Origin of the sequence: Trichloromonas sp. (genome assembly GCF_034006665.1) — a bacterium.
Taxonomy (GTDB): domain Bacteria; phylum Desulfobacterota; class Desulfuromonadia; order Desulfuromonadales; family Trichloromonadaceae; genus Trichloromonas.
The window spans coordinates 27,446-45,482 of record NZ_JAVESI010000003.1 but is presented as its reverse complement, the minus strand read 5'-3'; the positions used below and the strand labels follow the sequence as shown (position 1 = coordinate 45,482).

Annotated in this window: 17 protein-coding genes, 1 tRNA gene and 1 other RNA gene; 18 read left to right on the top strand and 1 reads right to left on the bottom strand. The window is 61.8% G+C overall.

Annotation, left to right across the window (positions count from 1 at the left end):
* The first annotated feature begins 21 nt into the window (after nt 1–21).
* From hisD to RBR25_RS02165, 18 genes are all read left to right on the top strand, one after another.
* Entirely contained in the window at nt 22–1,314 is a 1,293-nt protein-coding gene (gene hisD, locus RBR25_RS02250) for a histidinol dehydrogenase (protein ID WP_432817900.1), read from the top strand.
* A gap of 53 nt (nt 1,315–1,367) precedes the next feature.
* On the top strand, nt 1,368–1,958 hold the full coding sequence (hisB, locus tag RBR25_RS02245; RefSeq protein ID WP_432817899.1) for an imidazoleglycerol-phosphate dehydratase HisB: 591 nt from the start codon (nt 1,368–1,370) through the stop codon (nt 1,956–1,958).
* Nucleotide 1,959: 1 nt separating this feature from the next.
* On the top strand, nt 1,960–2,580 hold the full coding sequence (hisH, locus tag RBR25_RS02240) for an imidazole glycerol phosphate synthase subunit HisH (RefSeq protein WP_432817898.1): 621 nt from the start codon (nt 1,960–1,962) through the stop codon (nt 2,578–2,580).
* Between the two features lie 76 nt (nt 2,581–2,656).
* Complete coding sequence (hisA, locus tag RBR25_RS02235) at nt 2,657–3,388, top strand: 1-(5-phosphoribosyl)-5-[(5-phosphoribosylamino)methylideneamino]imidazole-4-carboxamide isomerase (RefSeq protein WP_432817897.1); 732 nt, start codon at nt 2,657–2,659, stop codon at nt 3,386–3,388.
* A 54-nt stretch (nt 3,389–3,442) separates the two neighbouring features.
* Entirely contained in the window at nt 3,443–4,210 is a 768-nt protein-coding gene (gene hisF, locus RBR25_RS02230) for an imidazole glycerol phosphate synthase subunit HisF (protein ID WP_432817896.1), read from the top strand.
* A gap of 97 nt (nt 4,211–4,307) precedes the next feature.
* Nucleotides 4,308–5,000, top strand: coding sequence for a bifunctional phosphoribosyl-AMP cyclohydrolase/phosphoribosyl-ATP diphosphatase HisIE (gene hisIE / locus RBR25_RS02225; RefSeq protein ID WP_432817895.1), 693 nt, complete (start codon nt 4,308–4,310; stop codon nt 4,998–5,000).
* A 55-nt stretch (nt 5,001–5,055) separates the two neighbouring features.
* Complete coding sequence (locus RBR25_RS02220) at nt 5,056–5,499, top strand: GatB/YqeY domain-containing protein (protein WP_432817894.1); 444 nt, start codon at nt 5,056–5,058, stop codon at nt 5,497–5,499.
* An 11-nt stretch (nt 5,500–5,510) separates the two neighbouring features.
* A complete protein-coding gene (locus tag RBR25_RS02215; RefSeq protein WP_432817893.1) occupies nt 5,511–6,038 on the top strand; it encodes a CvpA family protein in 528 nt (175 codons plus the stop codon).
* Nucleotides 6,039–6,057: 19 nt separating this feature from the next.
* The gene (locus tag RBR25_RS02210; protein ID WP_432817892.1) at nt 6,058–8,421 is read left to right on the top strand and encodes an endonuclease MutS2; all 2,364 of its coding nucleotides are present in this window, start codon (nt 6,058–6,060) and stop codon (nt 8,419–8,421) included.
* Nucleotides 8,418–10,235 carry a DNA primase gene (dnaG, locus tag RBR25_RS02205; RefSeq protein WP_432817891.1) on the top strand — a complete coding sequence of 606 codons (1,818 nt, stop codon included), beginning with the start codon at nt 8,418–8,420 and terminating at the stop codon, nt 10,233–10,235. Before RBR25_RS02210 ends, dnaG begins: the two co-directional genes overlap by 4 nt.
* Nucleotides 10,236–10,297: 62 nt before the next feature.
* The gene (gene rpoD / locus RBR25_RS02200; RefSeq protein WP_432817890.1) at nt 10,298–12,055 is read left to right on the top strand and encodes an RNA polymerase sigma factor RpoD; all 1,758 of its coding nucleotides are present in this window, start codon (nt 10,298–10,300) and stop codon (nt 12,053–12,055) included.
* A 51-nt stretch (nt 12,056–12,106) separates the two neighbouring features.
* Nucleotides 12,107–12,182, top strand: a tRNA-Ile gene (locus RBR25_RS02195).
* 105 nt (nt 12,183–12,287) lie between these two features.
* Entirely contained in the window at nt 12,288–13,418 is a 1,131-nt protein-coding gene (locus RBR25_RS02190) for a Nif3-like dinuclear metal center hexameric protein (protein WP_432817889.1), read from the top strand.
* A gap of 57 nt (nt 13,419–13,475) precedes the next feature.
* On the top strand, nt 13,476–14,186 hold the full coding sequence (locus tag RBR25_RS02185) for a zinc ribbon domain-containing protein (RefSeq protein WP_432817888.1): 711 nt from the start codon (nt 13,476–13,478) through the stop codon (nt 14,184–14,186).
* Between the two features lie 47 nt (nt 14,187–14,233).
* Nucleotides 14,234–14,629, top strand: an RNA gene (rnpB, locus tag RBR25_RS02180) — RNase P RNA component class A.
* Between the two features lie 85 nt (nt 14,630–14,714).
* Nucleotides 14,715–15,245: a hypothetical protein gene (locus RBR25_RS02175; RefSeq protein WP_432817887.1), complete on the top strand. Its 531-nt coding sequence runs from the start codon at nt 14,715–14,717 to the stop codon at nt 15,243–15,245.
* A gap of 68 nt (nt 15,246–15,313) precedes the next feature.
* Nucleotides 15,314–16,345 carry a TIGR00730 family Rossman fold protein gene (locus RBR25_RS02170; RefSeq protein ID WP_432817886.1) on the top strand — a complete coding sequence of 344 codons (1,032 nt, stop codon included), beginning with the start codon at nt 15,314–15,316 and terminating at the stop codon, nt 16,343–16,345.
* Between the two features lie 127 nt (nt 16,346–16,472).
* On the top strand, nt 16,473–17,063 hold the full coding sequence (locus tag RBR25_RS02165; protein WP_432817885.1) for a Slp family lipoprotein: 591 nt from the start codon (nt 16,473–16,475) through the stop codon (nt 17,061–17,063).
* A gap of 94 nt (nt 17,064–17,157) precedes the next feature.
* On the opposite strand, the gene RBR25_RS02160 is transcribed toward RBR25_RS02165, so the two are convergent.
* Complete coding sequence (locus RBR25_RS02160) at nt 17,158–18,018, bottom strand: cytochrome c3 family protein (RefSeq protein WP_432817884.1); 861 nt, start codon at nt 18,016–18,018, stop codon at nt 17,158–17,160.
* Nucleotides 18,019–18,037: the final 19 nt, after the last annotated feature.

Below are 18,037 nucleotides of genomic sequence, written 5' to 3'. Positions count from 1 at the left end.
CCTTTCACCTGGATTCTACCCATGATTCAGACATTGCGTTTTTCCGATCCCGGTTTCGCCGAGGCCTTCCGCAAGATCGAGGAACGGGGCGAGACGGCGCCGGCCGGCGTGGTCGAAACGGTGCAGGCAATCATCGCCGATGTCCGCACCCGGGGCGATCAGGCGGTCTTCGATTATACCGTCCGCTTCGATCGGTTGGAGCTGACCGCCGCGACGGTGGAAGTCCAAACCGAGGAAATCGATCAGGCCCTGGCAACGATTTCCGCCGAATCCCGCGCCGCCCTGGAACTCGCGGCGAAACGCATCGCCGATTATCACCGCAAGCAGAAGCAGGAAACCTGGATTTCCACCGACGAAGCCGACGTGCTGCTCGGCCAGATGGTGCGGCCGCTGGATCGTGTCGGCATCTACGTCCCCGGCGGCAAGGCCGCCTATCCGTCGTCGGTGCTGATGAACGCCGTCCCCGCCAAAGTCGCCGGGGTGGCCGAAGTCATCATGGTCGTGCCGATGCCCGGCGGCGAGGTCAATCCCTTCGTGCTGGCGGCGGCGCGCATCGCCGGTGTCGACCGCATCTTCAAGATCGGCGGCGCCCAGGCGGTCGCGGCTTTGGCTTACGGCACCGAGAGCATTCCCAAAGTCGACAAGATCACTGGGCCGGGGAATATCTACGTCGCCACGGCGAAGCAGCTGGTCTTCGGCAAGGTCGATATCGACATGATCGCCGGTCCCAGCGAGATCCTGATCATCAACGACGGTAGCGGCGTCCCGGCGCACCTGGCCGCCGATCTGCTCGGCCAGGCCGAGCACGACGAGTTGGCCTCGTCGATCCTTATCACCACCGACGAAGATTTCGCCCGGCAGGTCGCCGACGAAGTTGAAAAGCAGTTGCGGCAGCTCTCCCGGGAAGCCATTGCCCGCCCGTCCATCGACCGCTACGGGGCGATCATCTTGGCGCAAGATCTCAACGAGGCCATCGACTTCTCCAACCGCATCGCCCCTGAACACCTGGAATTGGCGGTGGACAACCCCTTCGAGATCCTTCCTCGCATCCGTCATGCCGGGGCAATTTTCATGGGCCACCACACCCCGGAAGCGGCCGGCGACTACCTCGCCGGGCCCAACCACACCCTGCCGACGGGCGGTACGGCGCGCTTCTTCTCGCCCCTATCGCTGGACGATTTCGTCAAGAAGTCGAGTATCGTCTCCTTCTCCCCGGCAGGGCTTGCGCGACTTGGCAAAGAAATCGTCCACATCGCCGAACTCGAAGGCTTGCAGGCCCACGCCCGCTCGGTATCGTTGCGCCTGGAAAAATAGGCTTTCACCTCCCCCTTTTGGTACATAGGGGAGACCCGTAGAAGGAGGTTCGCATGTCCCGCAGCGCTACCATCGACCGCCGGACCAAGGAAACCCAGATCCAGCTGACCCTCGAACTGGACGGACGAGGGGAGTCGAACATCGCCACTCCCGTTCCCTTCATCGACCACATGCTGACCCTGCTCGCCCGCCACGGCTTTTTCGATCTGACCGTCGCAGCTCAGGGGGACATCGAAATCGACGCCCACCACACCGTGGAGGATCTCGGCATCTGTCTCGGCGAGGCCTTCAAGCAGGCGCTGGGCGACAAGGCCGGAATTCGCCGTTTCGGCCGCGGGACCATGCCCATGCACGAGGCTCTGGCCTCGGTAATCATCGACTTTTCCGGGCGGCCCTTTCTGGTTTTCAACGTCGATCTGCCCAAGGCCAAGGTCGGCAATTTCGACACCGAACTGGTCGAGGAATTTTTCGTCGCCTTCTGCAACCATGCCGGGGCCAACATTCATGTCAATCTGGCCTACGGCAGCAACCTGCACCACATCATCGAGGGGATTTTCAAGGCCTTCGGCCGCGCCCTCGATGAAGCGACCGGTTTCGATCCCCGCATCCAGGGCGTGCTCTCCACCAAGGGGAAACTCGAATAGCATGATTGCCATCATCGATTACGGCATGGGCAACCTACGCAGCGTGCAGAAAGCTTTCGAAAAGGTCGGCTTTGCGGCGAAGGTCACCGCCGATCCCGCCGAACTGCAAAAAGCCGAAAAACTGGTCCTGCCCGGCGTCGGCGCCTTCAAGGATTGCATGGACAACCTGCGCGGGGGGGGGTTCATCGAGCCGATCCGGCGCCATGTGGAATCGGACAAACCCTTTCTCGGCATCTGCCTCGGTCTGCAACTGCTCTTTTCCGAAAGCGAGGAGTTCGGCCGTCACCAAGGGCTGGGGATCATCCCCGGCAAGGTGGTCCGTTTCCCCGGCGACCTGCGCCTGAACGGCGAGGAACTGAAGGTGCCGCACATGGGCTGGAACCAGATCCGGCTGCGTCAGGATGCACCGCTCTTCCGGGGCGTGGCCGACGGCAGCGCCGTCTATTTCGTACACAGCTATTACGTAATCCCCGACGACCCGACCGTGATCGCCGCCGTTACCGACTACGGCATCGAGTTCTGCTCGGCGATCCGCCGGGACAACGTCATGGCCGTCCAGTTCCACCCCGAGAAGAGCCAGCAGATCGGCCTGCGGATTCTGCGCAATTTCGGGGAGATGTAAAATCGGCCTCTGCGTGCTCAAGTGAGCGAAGCGAACGGGCGAAAGACTGTTCTTACGATTTAAAGGATAAATTCGCATGCTCGTCATACCCGCCATCGATCTGAAGGAAGGCCGCTGCGTCCGTCTGGAGCAGGGGCTGATGGAGAAGGACACCGTCTACAGCGACAGCCCCGCCGCCCAGGGCCGCATCTGGCAGGAGCAGGGAGGGGAACTGCTGCACATCGTCGATCTCGACGGCGCCTTCGCCGGGGTGCCGCGCAACAAGGCGGCGATTGAAGCCATCGTCCAGGCCATCGACATCCCCACCGAACTCGGCGGCGGCGTGCGCGACCTGGCCACCATCGAGGCCTACCTCCAGCTCGGTATCGGCCGGGTGATCCTCGGCACCGTCGCCAAGGAGAAGCCGGAACTGGTCCAGGAAGCCTGCCGCCTCTTCCCTGGTCGCATCGTCGTCGGCATCGACGCCAGCAACGGCTTCGTCGCGGTGCGCGGGTGGGCCGACGTCACCGAGAAGAAGGCAACGGAGATGGCCAAGGAGATGGAAGGGTTCGGCGTCGAGGCGATCATCTATACCGACATCGCCCGCGACGGCATGATGCAGGGGCCGAACCTGGAAGCGACCCGCGCCCTGGCCAAGTCGATCAGCATCCCGGTGATCGCCTCCGGCGGCGTCTCCAGCCTCAAAGATATCGAAAATCTCCTGGCCATCGAGGATTCCGGCGTGGTCGGCGTCATCACCGGCAAAGCCATCTACAGCGGCGCCCTCGATCTGCGGGCGGCGGTAGCGCTGACCAAAGGCCACAAATAATCGTCCGCCCTTGTAAATCAGGGACGGCGTTCTTACCTTGGGTACATTGACATCATGCTGAGTAAACGCATCATCCCCTGCCTCGACGTCAAGGATGGCCGGGTGGTCAAGGGGGTTCAATTCGTCGAGTTGTGTGACGCCGGCGACCCGGTGGAGGCCGCCGAAGCCTACGACGCCCAGGGTGCCGACGAACTGACCTTTCTCGACATCACCGCCTCCAGCGACAAGCGCGCCATCATTCTTGAGGTGGTGGCGCGCACCGCCGAGCGGGTCTTCATGCCCCTTACCGTCGGCGGCGGGGTGCGGGAGATCGCCGATATCCGCAACCTGCTCAACGCCGGGGCGGACAAGGTCTCGATCAACACCGCCGCCGTGCATCGCCCCGAATTCGTCCGCGAAGCCGCCGAGCGCTTCGGCTCCCAGTGCATCGTCGTCGCCATTGATGCCCGCCGGATGCCCGGCTTGGACCCGGTCCGCTGGGAGGTCTACACCCACGGCGGCCGCAACGGCACCGGCATCGACGCCGTCGAATGGGCGGCACGCATGGAAGGCTACGGCGCCGGCGAGATCCTGCTCACCTCCATGGACAAGGACGGTACCAAGGACGGCTACGACATCCCCTTGACCCGCGCCGTCAGCGATCGGGTCAAAATCCCGGTGATCGCCTCGGGCGGCGTCGGCAACCTCGAACACATCCGCGAAGGGCTGGTCGAAGGGGGCGCCAGTGCCGCTTTGGCCGCCAGCATCTTCCATTTCCGCGAGTACAGTATCGGCGAGTGCAAGGAATATCTGCGCAAGCACGGCGTGCCGGTGCGTTTATAAATACAAGTCGTCAGGGCGCACCGCGTGCTCCCTCTCTTATGCCGTCGTCACTGTTCCGGACGCACAGCAGTGCGCCCCTTGCCATAAAGGTTGTCCTATGTCCCTTTCATCACAGCTCAAATTCGACGCCCAAGGCATGTTGCCCGCTATCGCCCGCGACGCGGCGACCGGCGAGGTGCTGATGCTCGCTTACATGAATGCCGAGGCGGTCGATCTCACCGTCGCTACCGGCAAGGTCCACTACTATTCCCGCTCGCGACGCAAGCTGTGGATGAAGGGGGAGACTTCCGGCCACATTCAACAGGTGCGGGAAATCCGCTTTGACTGCGATGCCGACTGCCTGCTGCTCACCGTCGAGCAGACCGGGGCGGCCTGTCATACCGGCCATCACTCCTGCTTTTACCGGATCTGGGACGAAAGCGGCGCGCACACCATCGGCGAAAAGCAGGTCGACGCGGCGGCCATCTACGGTCGCCAGGATATCCTCGACGCGGTTTATCACGTCATCCAAGAGCGCCGTCAGAACCCGACGGAAAAATCCTATGTCGCTTCCCTCTTCGCCAAGGGATTGGACAAGATTCTCGGCAAGATCGGCGAGGAAGCCACCGAAACCGCCGTCGCCGGCAAGGGGGGCAATCCCGAAGAGGTGGTCTACGAAACCGCCGATCTCTTCTTTCACACCCTGATCCTCCTCGGCTACTACGATCTGCCGCCGGAGCGGATCTACGCCGAACTGCGCCGCCGCTTCGGCATAAGCGGCATCGAAGAGAAGGAAAGCCGAACCAAATAAAATCAGAGGCGCAAGGCGATCTTAAAGCTCTTTTCGCATGCAAAAGGAACCGACCATGAGTCTGCAAGAACAACTGAACACCGCCATGAAAGAAGCTATGAGGGCCAAGGATTCCCTGCGGCTCAATGCCATCCGCCTGGTCAAGAGCGCGATCAAGAACAAGGAGATCGAAGCGCGACAGGAATTCGACGATCAGGCGGTGATCGGCGTCCTCTCCTCCCTGGTCAAGCAGCGCCGGGAATCGGCCCAGGTCTATCGGGACAGTGGCCGGGCCGATCTGGCCGAAAAAGAGGAACGGGAAATGGCGGTGATCCAGGAATTTCTGCCGCAGCAACTCAGCGAAGTAGAGATTAAAGCCATCATCGAGGCGGCGGTGGCGGAAACCGGTGCAGCCTCGGCCCGCGACATGGGCAAGGTGATGAAAATCGTCACCGCCAAGACCGTCGGCCGCGCCGACGGCCGGATGGTGAGCGAGCTGGTCAAGGCCCGGCTGGCCTGACGGACAGCGGCATGAATGGCGTTGACATCGCGATCCTCGGCATCCTCGGGGCCTTTCTGCTCAAAGGGCTGCTCCGGGGACTCCTCAAAGAGCTCTGTTCTCTCATCGGACTGCTGCTCGGGGCGTTTCTGGCTTTCCGCTTTCACGCGCCTTTGGCCGAAAGCCTCGCCCAGTCCTTCAGTCTGCCGCTGCCGGCTTGCGTCATCGCTGCCTTTCTCCTGGTTTTTCTGGCCACGGTGCTGCTCTTCGCGGTCCTCGGCTACCTCCTGTCGAAGGTCGTCAAGCTCCTCTTTCTCGGCGGCTTCAACCGCGTTGCCGGGGGGCTTTTCGGCTTGGCCCAGGGAGCCCTGCTGCTGGCCGTGGTCCTTTTCGGCGTTTCCATGATCCAGCTTCCCGGCCCCATGGGTCGCCTGCTGGAACACTCCGAACTGGCTCCCCCCTTCGTTCAGTTCGGAGAAAAGATTTTCAAGGGGAGCGTCACCGTCCTGGACGCCCACAAGGGACAGCCGCCCGCGACGAAGGACAAAACCAAAATCTGAGAGGGATGCCGGCTAACGCATGATCGAAGCGAGCCTGCGGGTTCTCGAATACGACAAAATTACCCAACTGCTGGCCGGGTTCACCCTGAGCCCACCGGGCAAGGATCGCGTCCTTGCCCTGACGCCTCTGGCGGAGCGGTCGGAGGTGACCACGGCCCTGGCCGAGGTCACGGAGATGATGGCGCTTCTCACCGCTCAGGGACGCCCGCCCCTGAGCGGCTGCCGTGACCTACGCGAACCCTTGCGCCAACTGCACGCCGAAGGCACCTTCCTGCTTCCGGAAGTGCTCCTCGATGTGCTCTCCAGCATCGAGGCGGCCCGCGACACCCGCAACTACTTCGGCGATCGGGAGCGGGCGCCGCTTCTCGCCGAACGAGCAGCCCAGCTCGAACTGCTGCGCAACCTGCAACAGGAAATCCGCCGGAGCATCGGGCCGCGAGGGGAGATCCTCGACGGTGCCTCCTTTGAGCTCGGCGATCTGCGCCAACAGCTCCGCCAACTGCGCGGGCGCATCAAACGGGTGCTGGAAGACCTGCTCGCTTCGGAGAAGCTGGCCGGGGCCTTTCAGGAGCGCCTCATCACTGAGCGCAACGGTCGCTACGTGCTGCCGGTAAGGGCCGATCATCGCGGCCAGGTCAAAGGCTTCATCCATGATGAATCGGCCAGCGGCCAAACCCTCTTTGTCGAGCCGGTGGCGGTTCTGGAGTGGAACAACGAGCTGCACAGCCTGGCGCGGGAGGAAAAGCGGGAAGAGGAGCGCATTCTCCGCCGCCTCTCGGCCCAAGTTCGGCGGGAGGCGGAAAACCTGACGCGCAACCAGGAGCTGCTTGCCCACTTCGACCTGCGCTCGGCCGCCGGGCTCTTCGCCCGCGCCTGCGACGCCGTAGCACCGCACCTGACGACGACGCCGCTTCTCGAACTGCGCCAGGCGCGCCATCCGCTGCTGCTCTTTCATCCCGATGGGCGCCGACGCGAGCAGCCGGTGACGGCGGTCGACCTGCTCCTCGGCGAGACGGCGGATACCCTGGTCATCAGCGGCCCCAACACCGGCGGCAAAACCGTAGCGCTCAAGACCATCGGCCTGCTCGCCCTGATGGTCCGCTCGGGGCTGCCGATCCCCTGTCATCCCGACAGCCGCATCGGACTCTTCGACCGGGTCTTCGCCGACATCGGCGACGAACAGAGCATCGAGGAAAACCTCTCGACCTTCTCCGGACACCTGCGCCGCATCGGGCGCATTCTCGAAGAAGCCGACGGCAATTCCTTGGTACTGATGGATGAAGTCGGCACCGGCACCGACCCCGCCGAAGGCGGAGCGCTGGCTATGGCGATTCTTGACAGCCTGCGCCGACGGGGGGCGCGGACGGTGGTGACCACCCACCTGAATCTGATCAAGGGCTATGCCCATCTGCAAGCGGGGGTGGAAAATGCCGCCGTCGAGTTCGACCGGCAGACTTTGGCGCCGACCTACCGGCTGCATTACGGCATCCCCGGCGCCAGCAACGCCTTCACCATCGCCCGCCGACTCGGCATCCCCGAAGAGGTCCTGGAGCGCGCCTCGACCTATCTCGGCCAAGGGGAACGGGAGGGGTTGGAACTCCTTGAAGAACTGAACCGGCTACGCAAGGATCTCGACCGGGAACTGGCCGAGGCGACGACGCTGAAACGCCGGGCCGAACAGGAACGGGAAAAACGCCGAAAACTCCTGCACGAACTGGAAGAGCAGAAGCGCAAGCTGCTCGATCAGGCGACCCGACGCGGCGAGCAACTGGTGCGGGAGGCGGAGCGAAAGCTCAAGGAGGTGCTGCGTGAGGCCGGGTCCGCCGCTGTCGGCGCCCGCAGCCAAGCGCAGCTGACTGCTGAACTGCGCGAGGTACGCACAGGACTGGCCGAGCTGAGCCCGGAACCGGTGCGCCGAGGCAAAGCCCCCCGTGAGGTGCAAATCGGCGAATTGCTGCGCATCCCCGCCCTGAACGCCGAGGGGGAAGTGCTGCGACGGGACGGCGAGAGCGTCGAACTGTCAATCCAGGGGAAAAAGCTGCGGCTCCCCTTGCCCCAACTCGAAGCCTTCAGCCCCCGGCGCTTCGCCCGGCGGGGGGAAGGGAAGGTACGCGGCCGCATTGAGCGGGAAGGCTTTTCCCCCCGGTTGCTGCTGGTCGGCAAACGAGTCGAGGATGCCCTGCTTCTGCTGGACCGCTTTCTTGACGACGCCCTGCTCCACAACCAGCGCCAAGTCGAGGTGGTGCACGGCAGCGGCGAGGGTATTTTGCGTCGGGCAGTGCGGGACTTTCTCGGCGGTCACCGGGAGGTTAAGGCTTACCACGCCGCCGATCTGCCCCAGGGTGGGGATAATGTGACCATCGTCGAACTGAGGAACGGATGACGGGACAGATCGCCGAAGAGACCATCCGCGAAATCCGCGAGCGTACCGACATTGTCGAGGTCATTTCCGCCTACGTCGCCCTCAAACGTTCCGGGCACAACTACCTCGGCCTCTGTCCGTTTCACGGCGAGAAGACTCCGTCCTTCAACGTCAACAGCGCCAGGCAGATCTTTCACTGCTTCGGTTGCGGCGTGGGCGGTGACGTCTTTTCTTTTCTCATGCGCATGGAGGGGCTGGCTTTCCCCGAGGCGGTGCGCAAACTCGGCGAGCGAGTCGGCATCCACATCGAGGAAGGGACCCTGAGCCCGGCCGCACAGAGGCGCCGCGAGGAACGAGAGCGTCTGGCGCGGATGAACGAGGTCGCCTGTGACTACTATCACCAGATTCTGCTCGACACCCCGGAAGGGGCGCCGGGTCGCCAGTATTTGCGCAAACGCGGCTATGATGGCGAGACGGCGCGGGCTTTCAGGCTCGGCTTCGCTCCGGAGCGCTGGGACGGCCTCGCTGAGCATCTGGCGCGCAAAGGTTTCGACGTCGGCGAGGCCCGGGAACTGGGGCTGATTCGTCCGGGAAAGGAAGGCCGCGGAGATTACGATCTCTTCCGCAACCGCCTGCTCTTCCCGATCATCGCCCTCGACGGCAAGGTCGCCGCCTTCGGTGGTCGAGTGCTCGACGAGCGCCTGCCCAAATATCTGAATTCGCCCGAATCACCCCTTTACCACAAGAGCCGGATGCTCTACGGCCTGGCCCAGGGACGCGAGGCGATGCGCAAGAACGACACGGCGATCGTGGTCGAGGGCTATTTCGACCATCTCGCCCTGCACCGGGCCGGCTTTGCCAACGCCGCGGCGACCTGCGGTACGGCTCTCACCGAAGAACATGGGCGGCTGCTGCAGCGCTACGCCAAAAAGGTGCTGCTCCTCTTCGACCAGGATCGCGCCGGACGCAAAGCGACTTTCCGCGCCATGGAGGTGCTCCTTCCCCTCGGCCTTTCGGTGGCGGCGGTCGCCCTCGACAGTGGTGATGATCCCGACTCCTTCCTGCGCAAAGCCGGGCCCGAGGCCTTCGCCGAACGGCTGAATCAGGCACGGCCTGTGCTTGAGGTCTATCTCGATGCTCTTTTCGACGAGCAGGGGGAAGACATCGAGGGACGGGCGCGGGCCACCGAGGAATTCCTGGCCCGGCTCAAGCTGCTGCCGAGCGAGATCGAGCGCGGCCTGTACTTGGGCAACTTGGCGGAACGCACCGGTCTGGCCCGGGATTTGCTGGAGAAAAGGGTTGCCCAAGCGATCACTCCGGTCGTGCCGAAGCCTCCCCCTCCACCGCCGTCCCCCCCCGCCGCCGTCCATCCGGCCATTCCGACCCATCGCGGCGGGCCGGGGCCGTCCCGGGAGATCAAAGCCCAGGACTGGCTGCTGCGGTTGCTGCTCGCTGACGCCGCCGTGCGCGCGGAAGTCGTCGCCGAGGGGATCGGGGAACTTTTTCTCGATCCCCACCGGCAGCAAATCGCCGAAAGGATCATCGCCCGTAGCCGGGAAGAAGAAATATTGACCGAATCGCTCCTGTTTGAGTGCCTCGATGAAGAGCATAAAGCGATTTTATCGGGTATTCTTGTCAAAGACGAAAAAGCCTTCGCCGAGGAACGCCCGCGCATCCTTCAGGATTGCCGCCGGGCGGTCTTCGCGGAGGCGCTGAAACGACGCATCCGAAACCTCGACGAGGAGATCCGCCGGGCCGAGGCGAAGGGCGAGAGGGAACGCGCGGCCACCTGCCAGGCCGAGCGCCTGCGCCTCAGCCGAGAATTGAAGAAATAGCAACGGGAACAAACCAGAAGATTCCACCGGTTCATCCGTGAACCCAGAGGGGAAGCCAACGCATGTCGAAAAAAACCAGGGTTGAAGAAGTTCAGCAACTGATCGATCTGGGCAAGGAAAAGGGCTTTCTGACTTACGACGAGGTCAACGACGCCCTGCCGGCGGACATGGTCTCTTCCGATCAGCTCGAAGATGTCATGAGCATGTTCGGTGACATGGATATCGAGGTCGTCGACACCGAGCAGAAGATCTCCCTGCGCAAGGGGCCGGCTTATGAAGATGGCCTCGACGAAGAAGAGGAAGGGGAGGAAGAGGAATTCGAGGCCGGCACCCTCGGTCGCACCAGTGATCCAGTGCGCATGTACCTGCGCGAAATGGGTCAGGTCTCCCTTCTCACCCGGGAAGGGGAGGTGGAGATCGCCAAGCGCATCGAGGAAGGGGACGCGCTCGTCGCCCGGGTTGTCATGAAGACTCCGATCGCCTTCAAGGAAGTCATCACCCTGGGCGAGCGACTTGAGCGGGGGCAGATCAGCGTTGCCGAAATCACCAAGGATTACGAAGAGGAAGAAGGCAGCGAAGCGGAAGAGAACCAGCGCCAGCGGCTGATCGGGCTGATCGGTCAGATCCGCGAACTGGATGTCCGCTTCATGGCGGTCAAGGAACAGATGGCCGGCGAGATCGCCAAGGAAGAGAAGAAGGCTCTTGACAAGGAATGCAAGGAAATCAAGGTCGAAACCACCGAACTGTTGCGGCAGATCCGCCTGAAGGATTTCCAGATCGCCAAAATCGTCGACCGCCTGAAGGAACTGGCCGAACAGGTCAAGAAGGGGATGGCCGAGGTCGGCGCCTGCGAAAAGGAGCTTGATCGCCCGCACAAGGAAATCAAACGCCAGCTCAGGCGCATGCGCAAGTGCGAGGAGGAAGCGCGCAAGGTTTCGGAGGAACTGACCGTTCCCATGGAGACCCTGCTGGTCATCGAAAAACGCCTGAAGAGCGCCCAACGCAAGTTCAAGAAGGTCGAGGAAGAATCAGGCTTCGCTCCCGAGGAACTGCTCGAATCCCTCAAGGAGGTGCACAAAGGAGAATGGCGGGCCAAGTCGGCGAAAACCGAACTGGTCGAAGCCAACCTCCGCTTGGTCGTCTCCATCGCCAAGAAGTACACCAACCGCGGCCTCCAGTTCTTGGACCTGATCCAGGAAGGGAACATCGGCCTGATGAAAGCGGTGGACAAGTTCGAATACCAGCGCGGCTACAAGTTCTCCACCTACGCCACTTGGTGGATCCGTCAGGCGATCACCCGAGCCATCGCCGACCAGGCGCGCACCATCCGTATTCCGGTGCACATGATCGAGACCATCAACAAGCTGATCCGCACCAGCCGCCAACTGGTGCAGGAAATCGGTCGCGAGCCGACCCCCGAGGAGATCGCCGAGCGCATGGAGCTCCCTTTGGAGAAGGTGCGGCGGGTGCTGAAGATCGCCAAGGAGCCGATCTCCCTGGAGACGCCTATCGGCGAGGAGGAGGACTCCTCGCTGGGGGATTTCATTGAGGACAAGGGGGTGGTTTCCCCCCTCGAAGCGGTGATCAAGGGGAACCTTTCCGATCAGACCGCCCGCGTCTTGTCGACCCTCACCCCACGGGAAGAGAAGGTGTTGCGCATGCGTTTCGGTATCGGCGAAAAATCCGATCATACCCTCGAAGAGGTTGGCCAAGACTTCGCCGTCACCCGCGAGCGCATCCGCCAGATCGAAGCCAAGGCGTTGCGCAAACTGCGCCACCCGAGCCGGGCCAAACGCCTCAAAAGCTTTGTCGAAAATTGATTTTTTTTCTTGACGGAAGCTCTTCGCGCGCCTAAACTGATTTTTCGTTTTGGGCCTATAGCTCAGTTGGTAGAGCCACCGGCTCATAACCGGTTGGTCCCAGGTTCGAATCCTGGTGGGCCCACCACCATAGGAAAGCGATGAGACGACTGCTCATTTTCACATATCCTCGCTACTGAACACGAAGAGTGCAACGATACCCAGGTTGCACTCTTTTTTTTCCCGAAGTGCCATGACCCAGCCATCCACCACCCGCTTGCAGGATCTGACCGGACTCCTGCACAAGCTCTACCCCCCTTTTCTCGCCGAGGAATGGGATAATGTCGGGTTGCAGGTCGGGGATCCGGGCATGCCGGTGGAACGCATACTGGTCGCCCTCGACCCCACCGAGGCCACTCTCGCCGAAGCCCTGCGTCGGGGCGCGCAGGCTCTGGTCTGTCACCATCCCCTGATTTTCCGCCCTCTCAAACGCCTGACCCCTCAGGACGAAACCGGCCGGATTCTCTTCCGGGCGGTGCGCGAGGGGATTGCGGTGCTCGCCGCCCATACCAATCTGGATCGCGCCCGGGACGGCCTCAACGACTGGCTGGCGACACGCCTCGGTATTCTCGATCCGCAACCTTTGGAAGCCGGGGCCCCGGGCGATCTGCTCAAGCTGGTGGTCTTCATTCCCGCCGGTTACGAAGACCGCATCGCCGAAGCGTTGCACCGTGCCGGAGCCGGCCATATCGGCAGCTATGACCTCTGCGCTTTCCGGGTGGCCGGGACCGGCACCTTCCGTCCCGGAGCCGGAAGCACCCCCTTCATCGGGCGGGCGGGAGAGACCGAAGAGGTCAGGGAGATCCGACTGGAAACCATTCTCCCCCGGGAACTGACCGCCAAGGTTCTGGAAAAGATGCGCAAGTCCCATCCCTACGAAGAGGTCGCCTTCGATCTCATCCCTCTCGCCAACAGCCGACCGGGCATCGGTCTGGGACGGATCGGCCGACTCGCCACGCCCCTGCCCCTCGCCCAGTTCGCCGACCGGGTCAAGGAGAAGCTGAACGCTCAGTCCCCCCGGGTTGTCGGCGACCTGGCCACGAGTATCGCCAAAGTTGCCGTCTGTGGCGGCAGCGGCGCCAGCCTGCTGCATGAGGCAGCGCACCAAGGGGCCGATGTGCTGGTGACCGGCGACGTGAAATACCACGAGGCGCGCAACGCCGAAAGCCTCGGCCTGGCTCTTGTCGACGCCGGGCATTTCGCCACCGAGCACCTGATGGTCGACGCCTTGGCGGAACGCCTGAAACAGGCGGCGCGGGAACAGCGCCTGGAACTCATTATCGACACAGCCGAAGGGGAAGCGGACCCGTTTCAGAGGGTCTGATTCCCTTTTTTCTTAGACATTGCCAAAGCCCCGAGCGGGCACAGTGGAGGATGTACGGTGCAAGAAAAGATCAGACTGCTTAAAGAGTTGCAAGCCATCGACCAGGAACTGCAAAAGGTTTGCCAGGGGCGTCAAGCCCTGGAGAAGGAGCAGGCCTCCCTGGGCTCGGAGACGGACCGGATCCGGGCCATGATCGAGAGCCTGACGGCCGAACTCGACAAGCTTCGGGAAGAACGCAGAACCCTGCAGTTGGCTCTGGAGCAGGAAGAACAGAACATCCGCCGCTCCGAAGGACATCTGCCGTCGATCAAGACCCAGAAAGAGTATGTCGCGGTCCTTAAAGAGATCGACACGGCCAAGAAGCTCAACAAAGACTTGCAGGATCGCATCCAAACCAAGGACGGAGAGATTAGCAACCTCAGTCGCGACCGTGAGGAAAAGGAACAGGAACTCGCCGAACTGCAAGCCAAGGTCGCCGATCGTCTGGAGGAAATATCCCAGTTGCTGGCCGAATACGACGCCCAGACCGGCACCCAGATCAACGACCGCGACAGCCTCTTCGATCAGTTACCGGTTTCGTTGCGCAAACGCTACCAGCTGCTCTTCGAGCGCCGGGGCGGACTGGCCGTGGTCGAGGCACGCAACGGCACCTGCTCGGGCTGCAACATGCATCTGCCGCCGCAGCTCTTCAACAACCTCTTCACCGTTCAGGAGATTCAGAGCTGTCCCCATTGCAACCGTCTCCTCTATGTAAAGGTACTGATGTAACGGCCGCACTACGTCGTTGCGGCAAGATCAGACACAAAAAGATGGTCGGAGAGAACCAGGCGATCGCCGCTTGCCAAAGTTATCGACTTTGGCAGGGGGAGGAAAGTCCGGGCTCCGCAGGGCGGGATGGTCCTTAACGGGGACCGGGGGCGACCCCAGGGATAGTGCCACAGAGAGCAGACCGCCTGCCTAAGCCAACGGCTTAGGCAGGTAAGGGTGAAAGGGTGAGGTAAGAGCTCACCAGATCCGGCGGTGACGTCGGGTGCTAGGTAAACCCCATCCGGAGCAAGGCCTAATAGGGGAGCGCTTGAGGACGGCCCGTCCGAAGCTCCCGGGTTGGCTGCTTGAGGGCGTCGGCAACGGCGCTCCTAGAGGAATGATCGTCGCCCCGCCGAGGGTAACCGATGCGGGGAACAGAACCCGGCTTACAGGTCTCTCCGGCCATCTTTGTTCGCTTTCGGCGGCATGTCCCCAGGGACATGCCGCCGGTTTTCGTCGTACCCTTCCCCTTTTCCCGGAAACGATTCCATGACCGATCCCCAACGCTGGCAGGACTGTCTCACACGCATACGCGACGAATTCGCCGCTCTGCCCATCATCGAGCGGGACTGGATAAGGGACAATCTGCGCGCTATTCATGCCCAACAACGGCGACTGCACGATTTTTTCGAGGCGGCGGACGGCGGACGCCATTGCGCCACCTGCGCCGGAGCCTGCTGCGCCCGGGGGCGCAATCATCTGACCCTGGTCAACCTTCTCGGCTATCTAGCCGCCGACGAAGAACCGCCGACACCGGATTTCACCGTCACCTGTCCCTTTCTCGGGCCCGCAGGCTGCCGTCTCGATGTCTCCCGACGACCATTCAACTGCGTCACCTTTCTCTGTGACGTGGTGGAAAACGCCTTGGATGAACCCAGCCGGAAGGCCTTCTATCAACTGGAGGCCGAAGTGCGCCAGATCTACGAAGCTTTCGACCGACGCTATGCGGGATCGAGCCTGCGCGGCCTGTTGATCCGCGCCGAACGGCTCGGCAACCGTGCTTTTCTTGCGCGACTCTAATCGGGCTGTGCTAGAATAATAACTTATGTAATTCCCCGCAGCCATGCAATTTCAAGGAGATGGACCCCATGGACTTGAGTTTTACCCGGACCAACAACGAAATCGACCAGATGATCGACACCCTCATGAACAAGGTCGGCGTTCACCATCCGGAAATGATCCGGGAAATGATCGTCAGTGCCCTCAAGGCCGGGCAGGAGACGGATTACCTGGCCGACCTCAAGCTGATGCGCACGACCATGAAGGAAATGCGTTACACCAACAAGATTTTCGGCCCCTACCGGGACCGCAAGAAGGTGACCATCTTCGGGTCGGCCCGCACCGAGCCGAGTGAGCCGATCTATCAGAAATGCGTCACTTTCGCCCGGATGCTCGCGGAGCGGGGCTATATGGTCATTACCGGCGGCGGTGGCGGCATTATGCAGGCCGGCAACGAAGGGGCCGGAGCGGATAATTCCTTTGCCGTCAATATTCGCCTGCCCTTCGAACAGGAAACCAATCCGGTCATGGCGCAAGCCAAGAATGTGGTCACCTACAAATACTTTTTCAACCGCAAGGTCGCCTTTCTCAAGGAAGCCGACGCCGTCGCCCTCTTCCCCGGCGGCTTCGGCACCCTCGACGAAGCGATGGAGACCCTGACCCTGGTCCAGACCGGCAAGAACCCGCCGGTTTCTTTAGTACTCATTGATGATGACAAGGGGGATTACTGGGAAAACCTCTTCGATTTCATGAAAAAGACCCTGCTCAAAAAGGGCCTGATTTCCGGGGAGGACTTCAGCCTCTTTTCCATCACTCGTGATCCCGTCGAAGCGGTCCAGCACATCGACAATTTCTACCGTGTCTACCATTCGAGCCGCTTCGTCCGCGACCTGCTCATCATTCGTCTGAACCATCCCCTGACCCATGAACAGGTGGCTACTTTAGAAAGCGAATTCAACGAAATCCTCAAATCGGGCACCAACCTGCGCATGTGCGGTCCGCTTCCGGAAGAGATCGACCAGCCCAACCTGCTTGGTCTGCCCCGCCTGGCCATGCACTTCAACCACCGCAGCTATGGTCTGCTCAAGGCCTTTATCCGCCGCATCAATACCTTTGTCTGAACTTCCGGCAAGGATTGACGCCCGCCAGACGGCCGCTAAACTGTAAAAGATCAGGGAATCCGTGATGGGAAGAATATCGTAAATCTTGCCGTTGCTCCGGCAAAGGAAACTGGATAAGGAGATTGCCATGCGAGGACTGTTACTGCTGGGCCTTCTCTGCCTGTGGCCGCTGTTTTTTTCCGGTTGTGGTCACCACGTTCTCTCCAGCGAGGCGCTGGAAACCGTTGATCCCTTGGTCGACTATGGCCGGGTCAAGGCCGATCCTGCCGCGTACCAGGGTAAAACCCTGCTTCTTGGGGGCTTGCTGGTGGAAACCCGGGTGGTGCGCGAGGGGACCGAACTGGAAGTGGTGCTCTTCCGCCTCGACCGTTGGGGACGTCCCTTGAAAATGGAGGATCAGGGCGGTCGTTTCATCGCCCGCACGGGCAGCTTTCTCGACCCGGAAATCTTCAAGGCCGGGTTGCATGTGACCTTGACCGGCACTCTGGAAGGGGAGGAAGTCCGCCCGCTGAAGGGGATCGACTACCGCTACCCGCTCTTCACCATCGGCGAGATCTATCTCTGGCACGCCCCGCAGGGCTATGCCTATCCCACTTACTATTCCCCGGCTTACCCCTGGGGTGGCCCCTATTACGACCCTTTCTGGCGCCCCTACGATCCCTTCTGGCCCTCCTACAACCCCTACTGGATTCATCGCCCCGCTTGGCGCTATCGCTAACTGGTTCCAAATCGACATCTTCCGCAAAAACGAGAACGCCCCCCCAAGTTCGATGCCTTGGAGGGGCGTTCTCGTTTCAATGTTTATCGAGGATTCATGGATTGGTCAGGGAAAGCGAATGGGGATCGCCATGACACTCCGTACACCCCTGGAAGCCTTTCAGCAATTCGGGATTATGCGGCCCATTTCCGTGGCACTGCTGGCAGGCTGGAACATTGCCATGCTCATGGGCGTGGCAGTAGACACAGGTCAGTTCGCTGTGGGCTTTTTTACTTTCGGCCATGAGCTTGGCCGGTTCGGTGTGGCAGCCCGCGCACAAGGCATTTGGAACCTGGTCATCATAAGCAATGACCAGCGGCTTGTGCGGCTCGTGGCAGGTCACGCAGCCAGCGTTGTCCTGATAAGGGGTATGCGGTTCGGGGTGACAAGCATTACAGCCGGGCTTGTAGCCGTGCTGCTGGGAATGGCAATCGTTGCAGGCCATTTCGCCGTGGGCGCTGGGATGGGCTTGAATGAGATCCGCCACCGGGGCATGGCAGCGGGCACATTCCGCCGCCAGCTTATCACCGCCGGCAAGGCTGGCAATGGGAGCGTGCGCCTGCTGATGACAGGAGAGACATTCAGGGTAGGCGTCGTCATGGACGCCGGCGTGGCAATCGTTACAGGCCGGCACCCGGTCTTCCCAAGCCACACCAGGCGTAAAAGTATGGAATTTGTGATGACATTCCCGGCATTCCAGCTGATGTAAGCCGCCCTTGTCGCGAATGGTGTTGAAAATTTCCACGTGGCACTTGCCGCACTCGGCGGTATCCATCTTCTCCAGTTCCTGCAGGTAAGCGGCCGCGCCGTCCCCCGGTGTCAGAGGCCGGGGGGGCTCCGCCCCGACGGATCGGTCGGGCAGAGCCAGCGCCAGGACCAAGAGGGCAAGGGACAGACAACGGACCGCTATCTTCATAAAGGGATTCTCCTTCCTT

Coding starts and splice junctions, on each gene's coding strand:
- hisD (WP_432817900.1), top strand. CDS start 22: ATGATTCAGACATTGCGTTTTTCCGATCCCGGTTTCGCCGAGGCCTTC.
- hisB (WP_432817899.1), top strand. CDS start 1,368: ATGTCCCGCAGCGCTACCATCGACCGCCGGACCAAGGAAACCCAGATC.
- hisH (WP_432817898.1), top strand. CDS start 1,960: ATGATTGCCATCATCGATTACGGCATGGGCAACCTACGCAGCGTGCAG.
- hisA (WP_432817897.1), top strand. CDS start 2,657: ATGCTCGTCATACCCGCCATCGATCTGAAGGAAGGCCGCTGCGTCCGT.
- hisF (WP_432817896.1), top strand. CDS start 3,443: ATGCTGAGTAAACGCATCATCCCCTGCCTCGACGTCAAGGATGGCCGG.
- hisIE (WP_432817895.1), top strand. CDS start 4,308: ATGTCCCTTTCATCACAGCTCAAATTCGACGCCCAAGGCATGTTGCCC.
- RBR25_RS02220 (WP_432817894.1), top strand. CDS start 5,056: ATGAGTCTGCAAGAACAACTGAACACCGCCATGAAAGAAGCTATGAGG.
- RBR25_RS02215 (WP_432817893.1), top strand. CDS start 5,511: ATGAATGGCGTTGACATCGCGATCCTCGGCATCCTCGGGGCCTTTCTG.
- RBR25_RS02210 (WP_432817892.1), top strand. CDS start 6,058: ATGATCGAAGCGAGCCTGCGGGTTCTCGAATACGACAAAATTACCCAA.
- dnaG (WP_432817891.1), top strand. CDS start 8,418: ATGACGGGACAGATCGCCGAAGAGACCATCCGCGAAATCCGCGAGCGT.
- rpoD (WP_432817890.1), top strand. CDS start 10,298: ATGTCGAAAAAAACCAGGGTTGAAGAAGTTCAGCAACTGATCGATCTG.
- RBR25_RS02190 (WP_432817889.1), top strand. CDS start 12,288: ATGACCCAGCCATCCACCACCCGCTTGCAGGATCTGACCGGACTCCTG.
- RBR25_RS02175 (WP_432817887.1), top strand. CDS start 14,715: ATGACCGATCCCCAACGCTGGCAGGACTGTCTCACACGCATACGCGAC.
- RBR25_RS02170 (WP_432817886.1), top strand. CDS start 15,314: ATGGACTTGAGTTTTACCCGGACCAACAACGAAATCGACCAGATGATC.
- RBR25_RS02165 (WP_432817885.1), top strand. CDS start 16,473: ATGCGAGGACTGTTACTGCTGGGCCTTCTCTGCCTGTGGCCGCTGTTT.
- RBR25_RS02160 (WP_432817884.1), bottom strand. CDS start 18,018: ATGAAGATAGCGGTCCGTTGTCTGTCCCTTGCCCTCTTGGTCCTGGCG.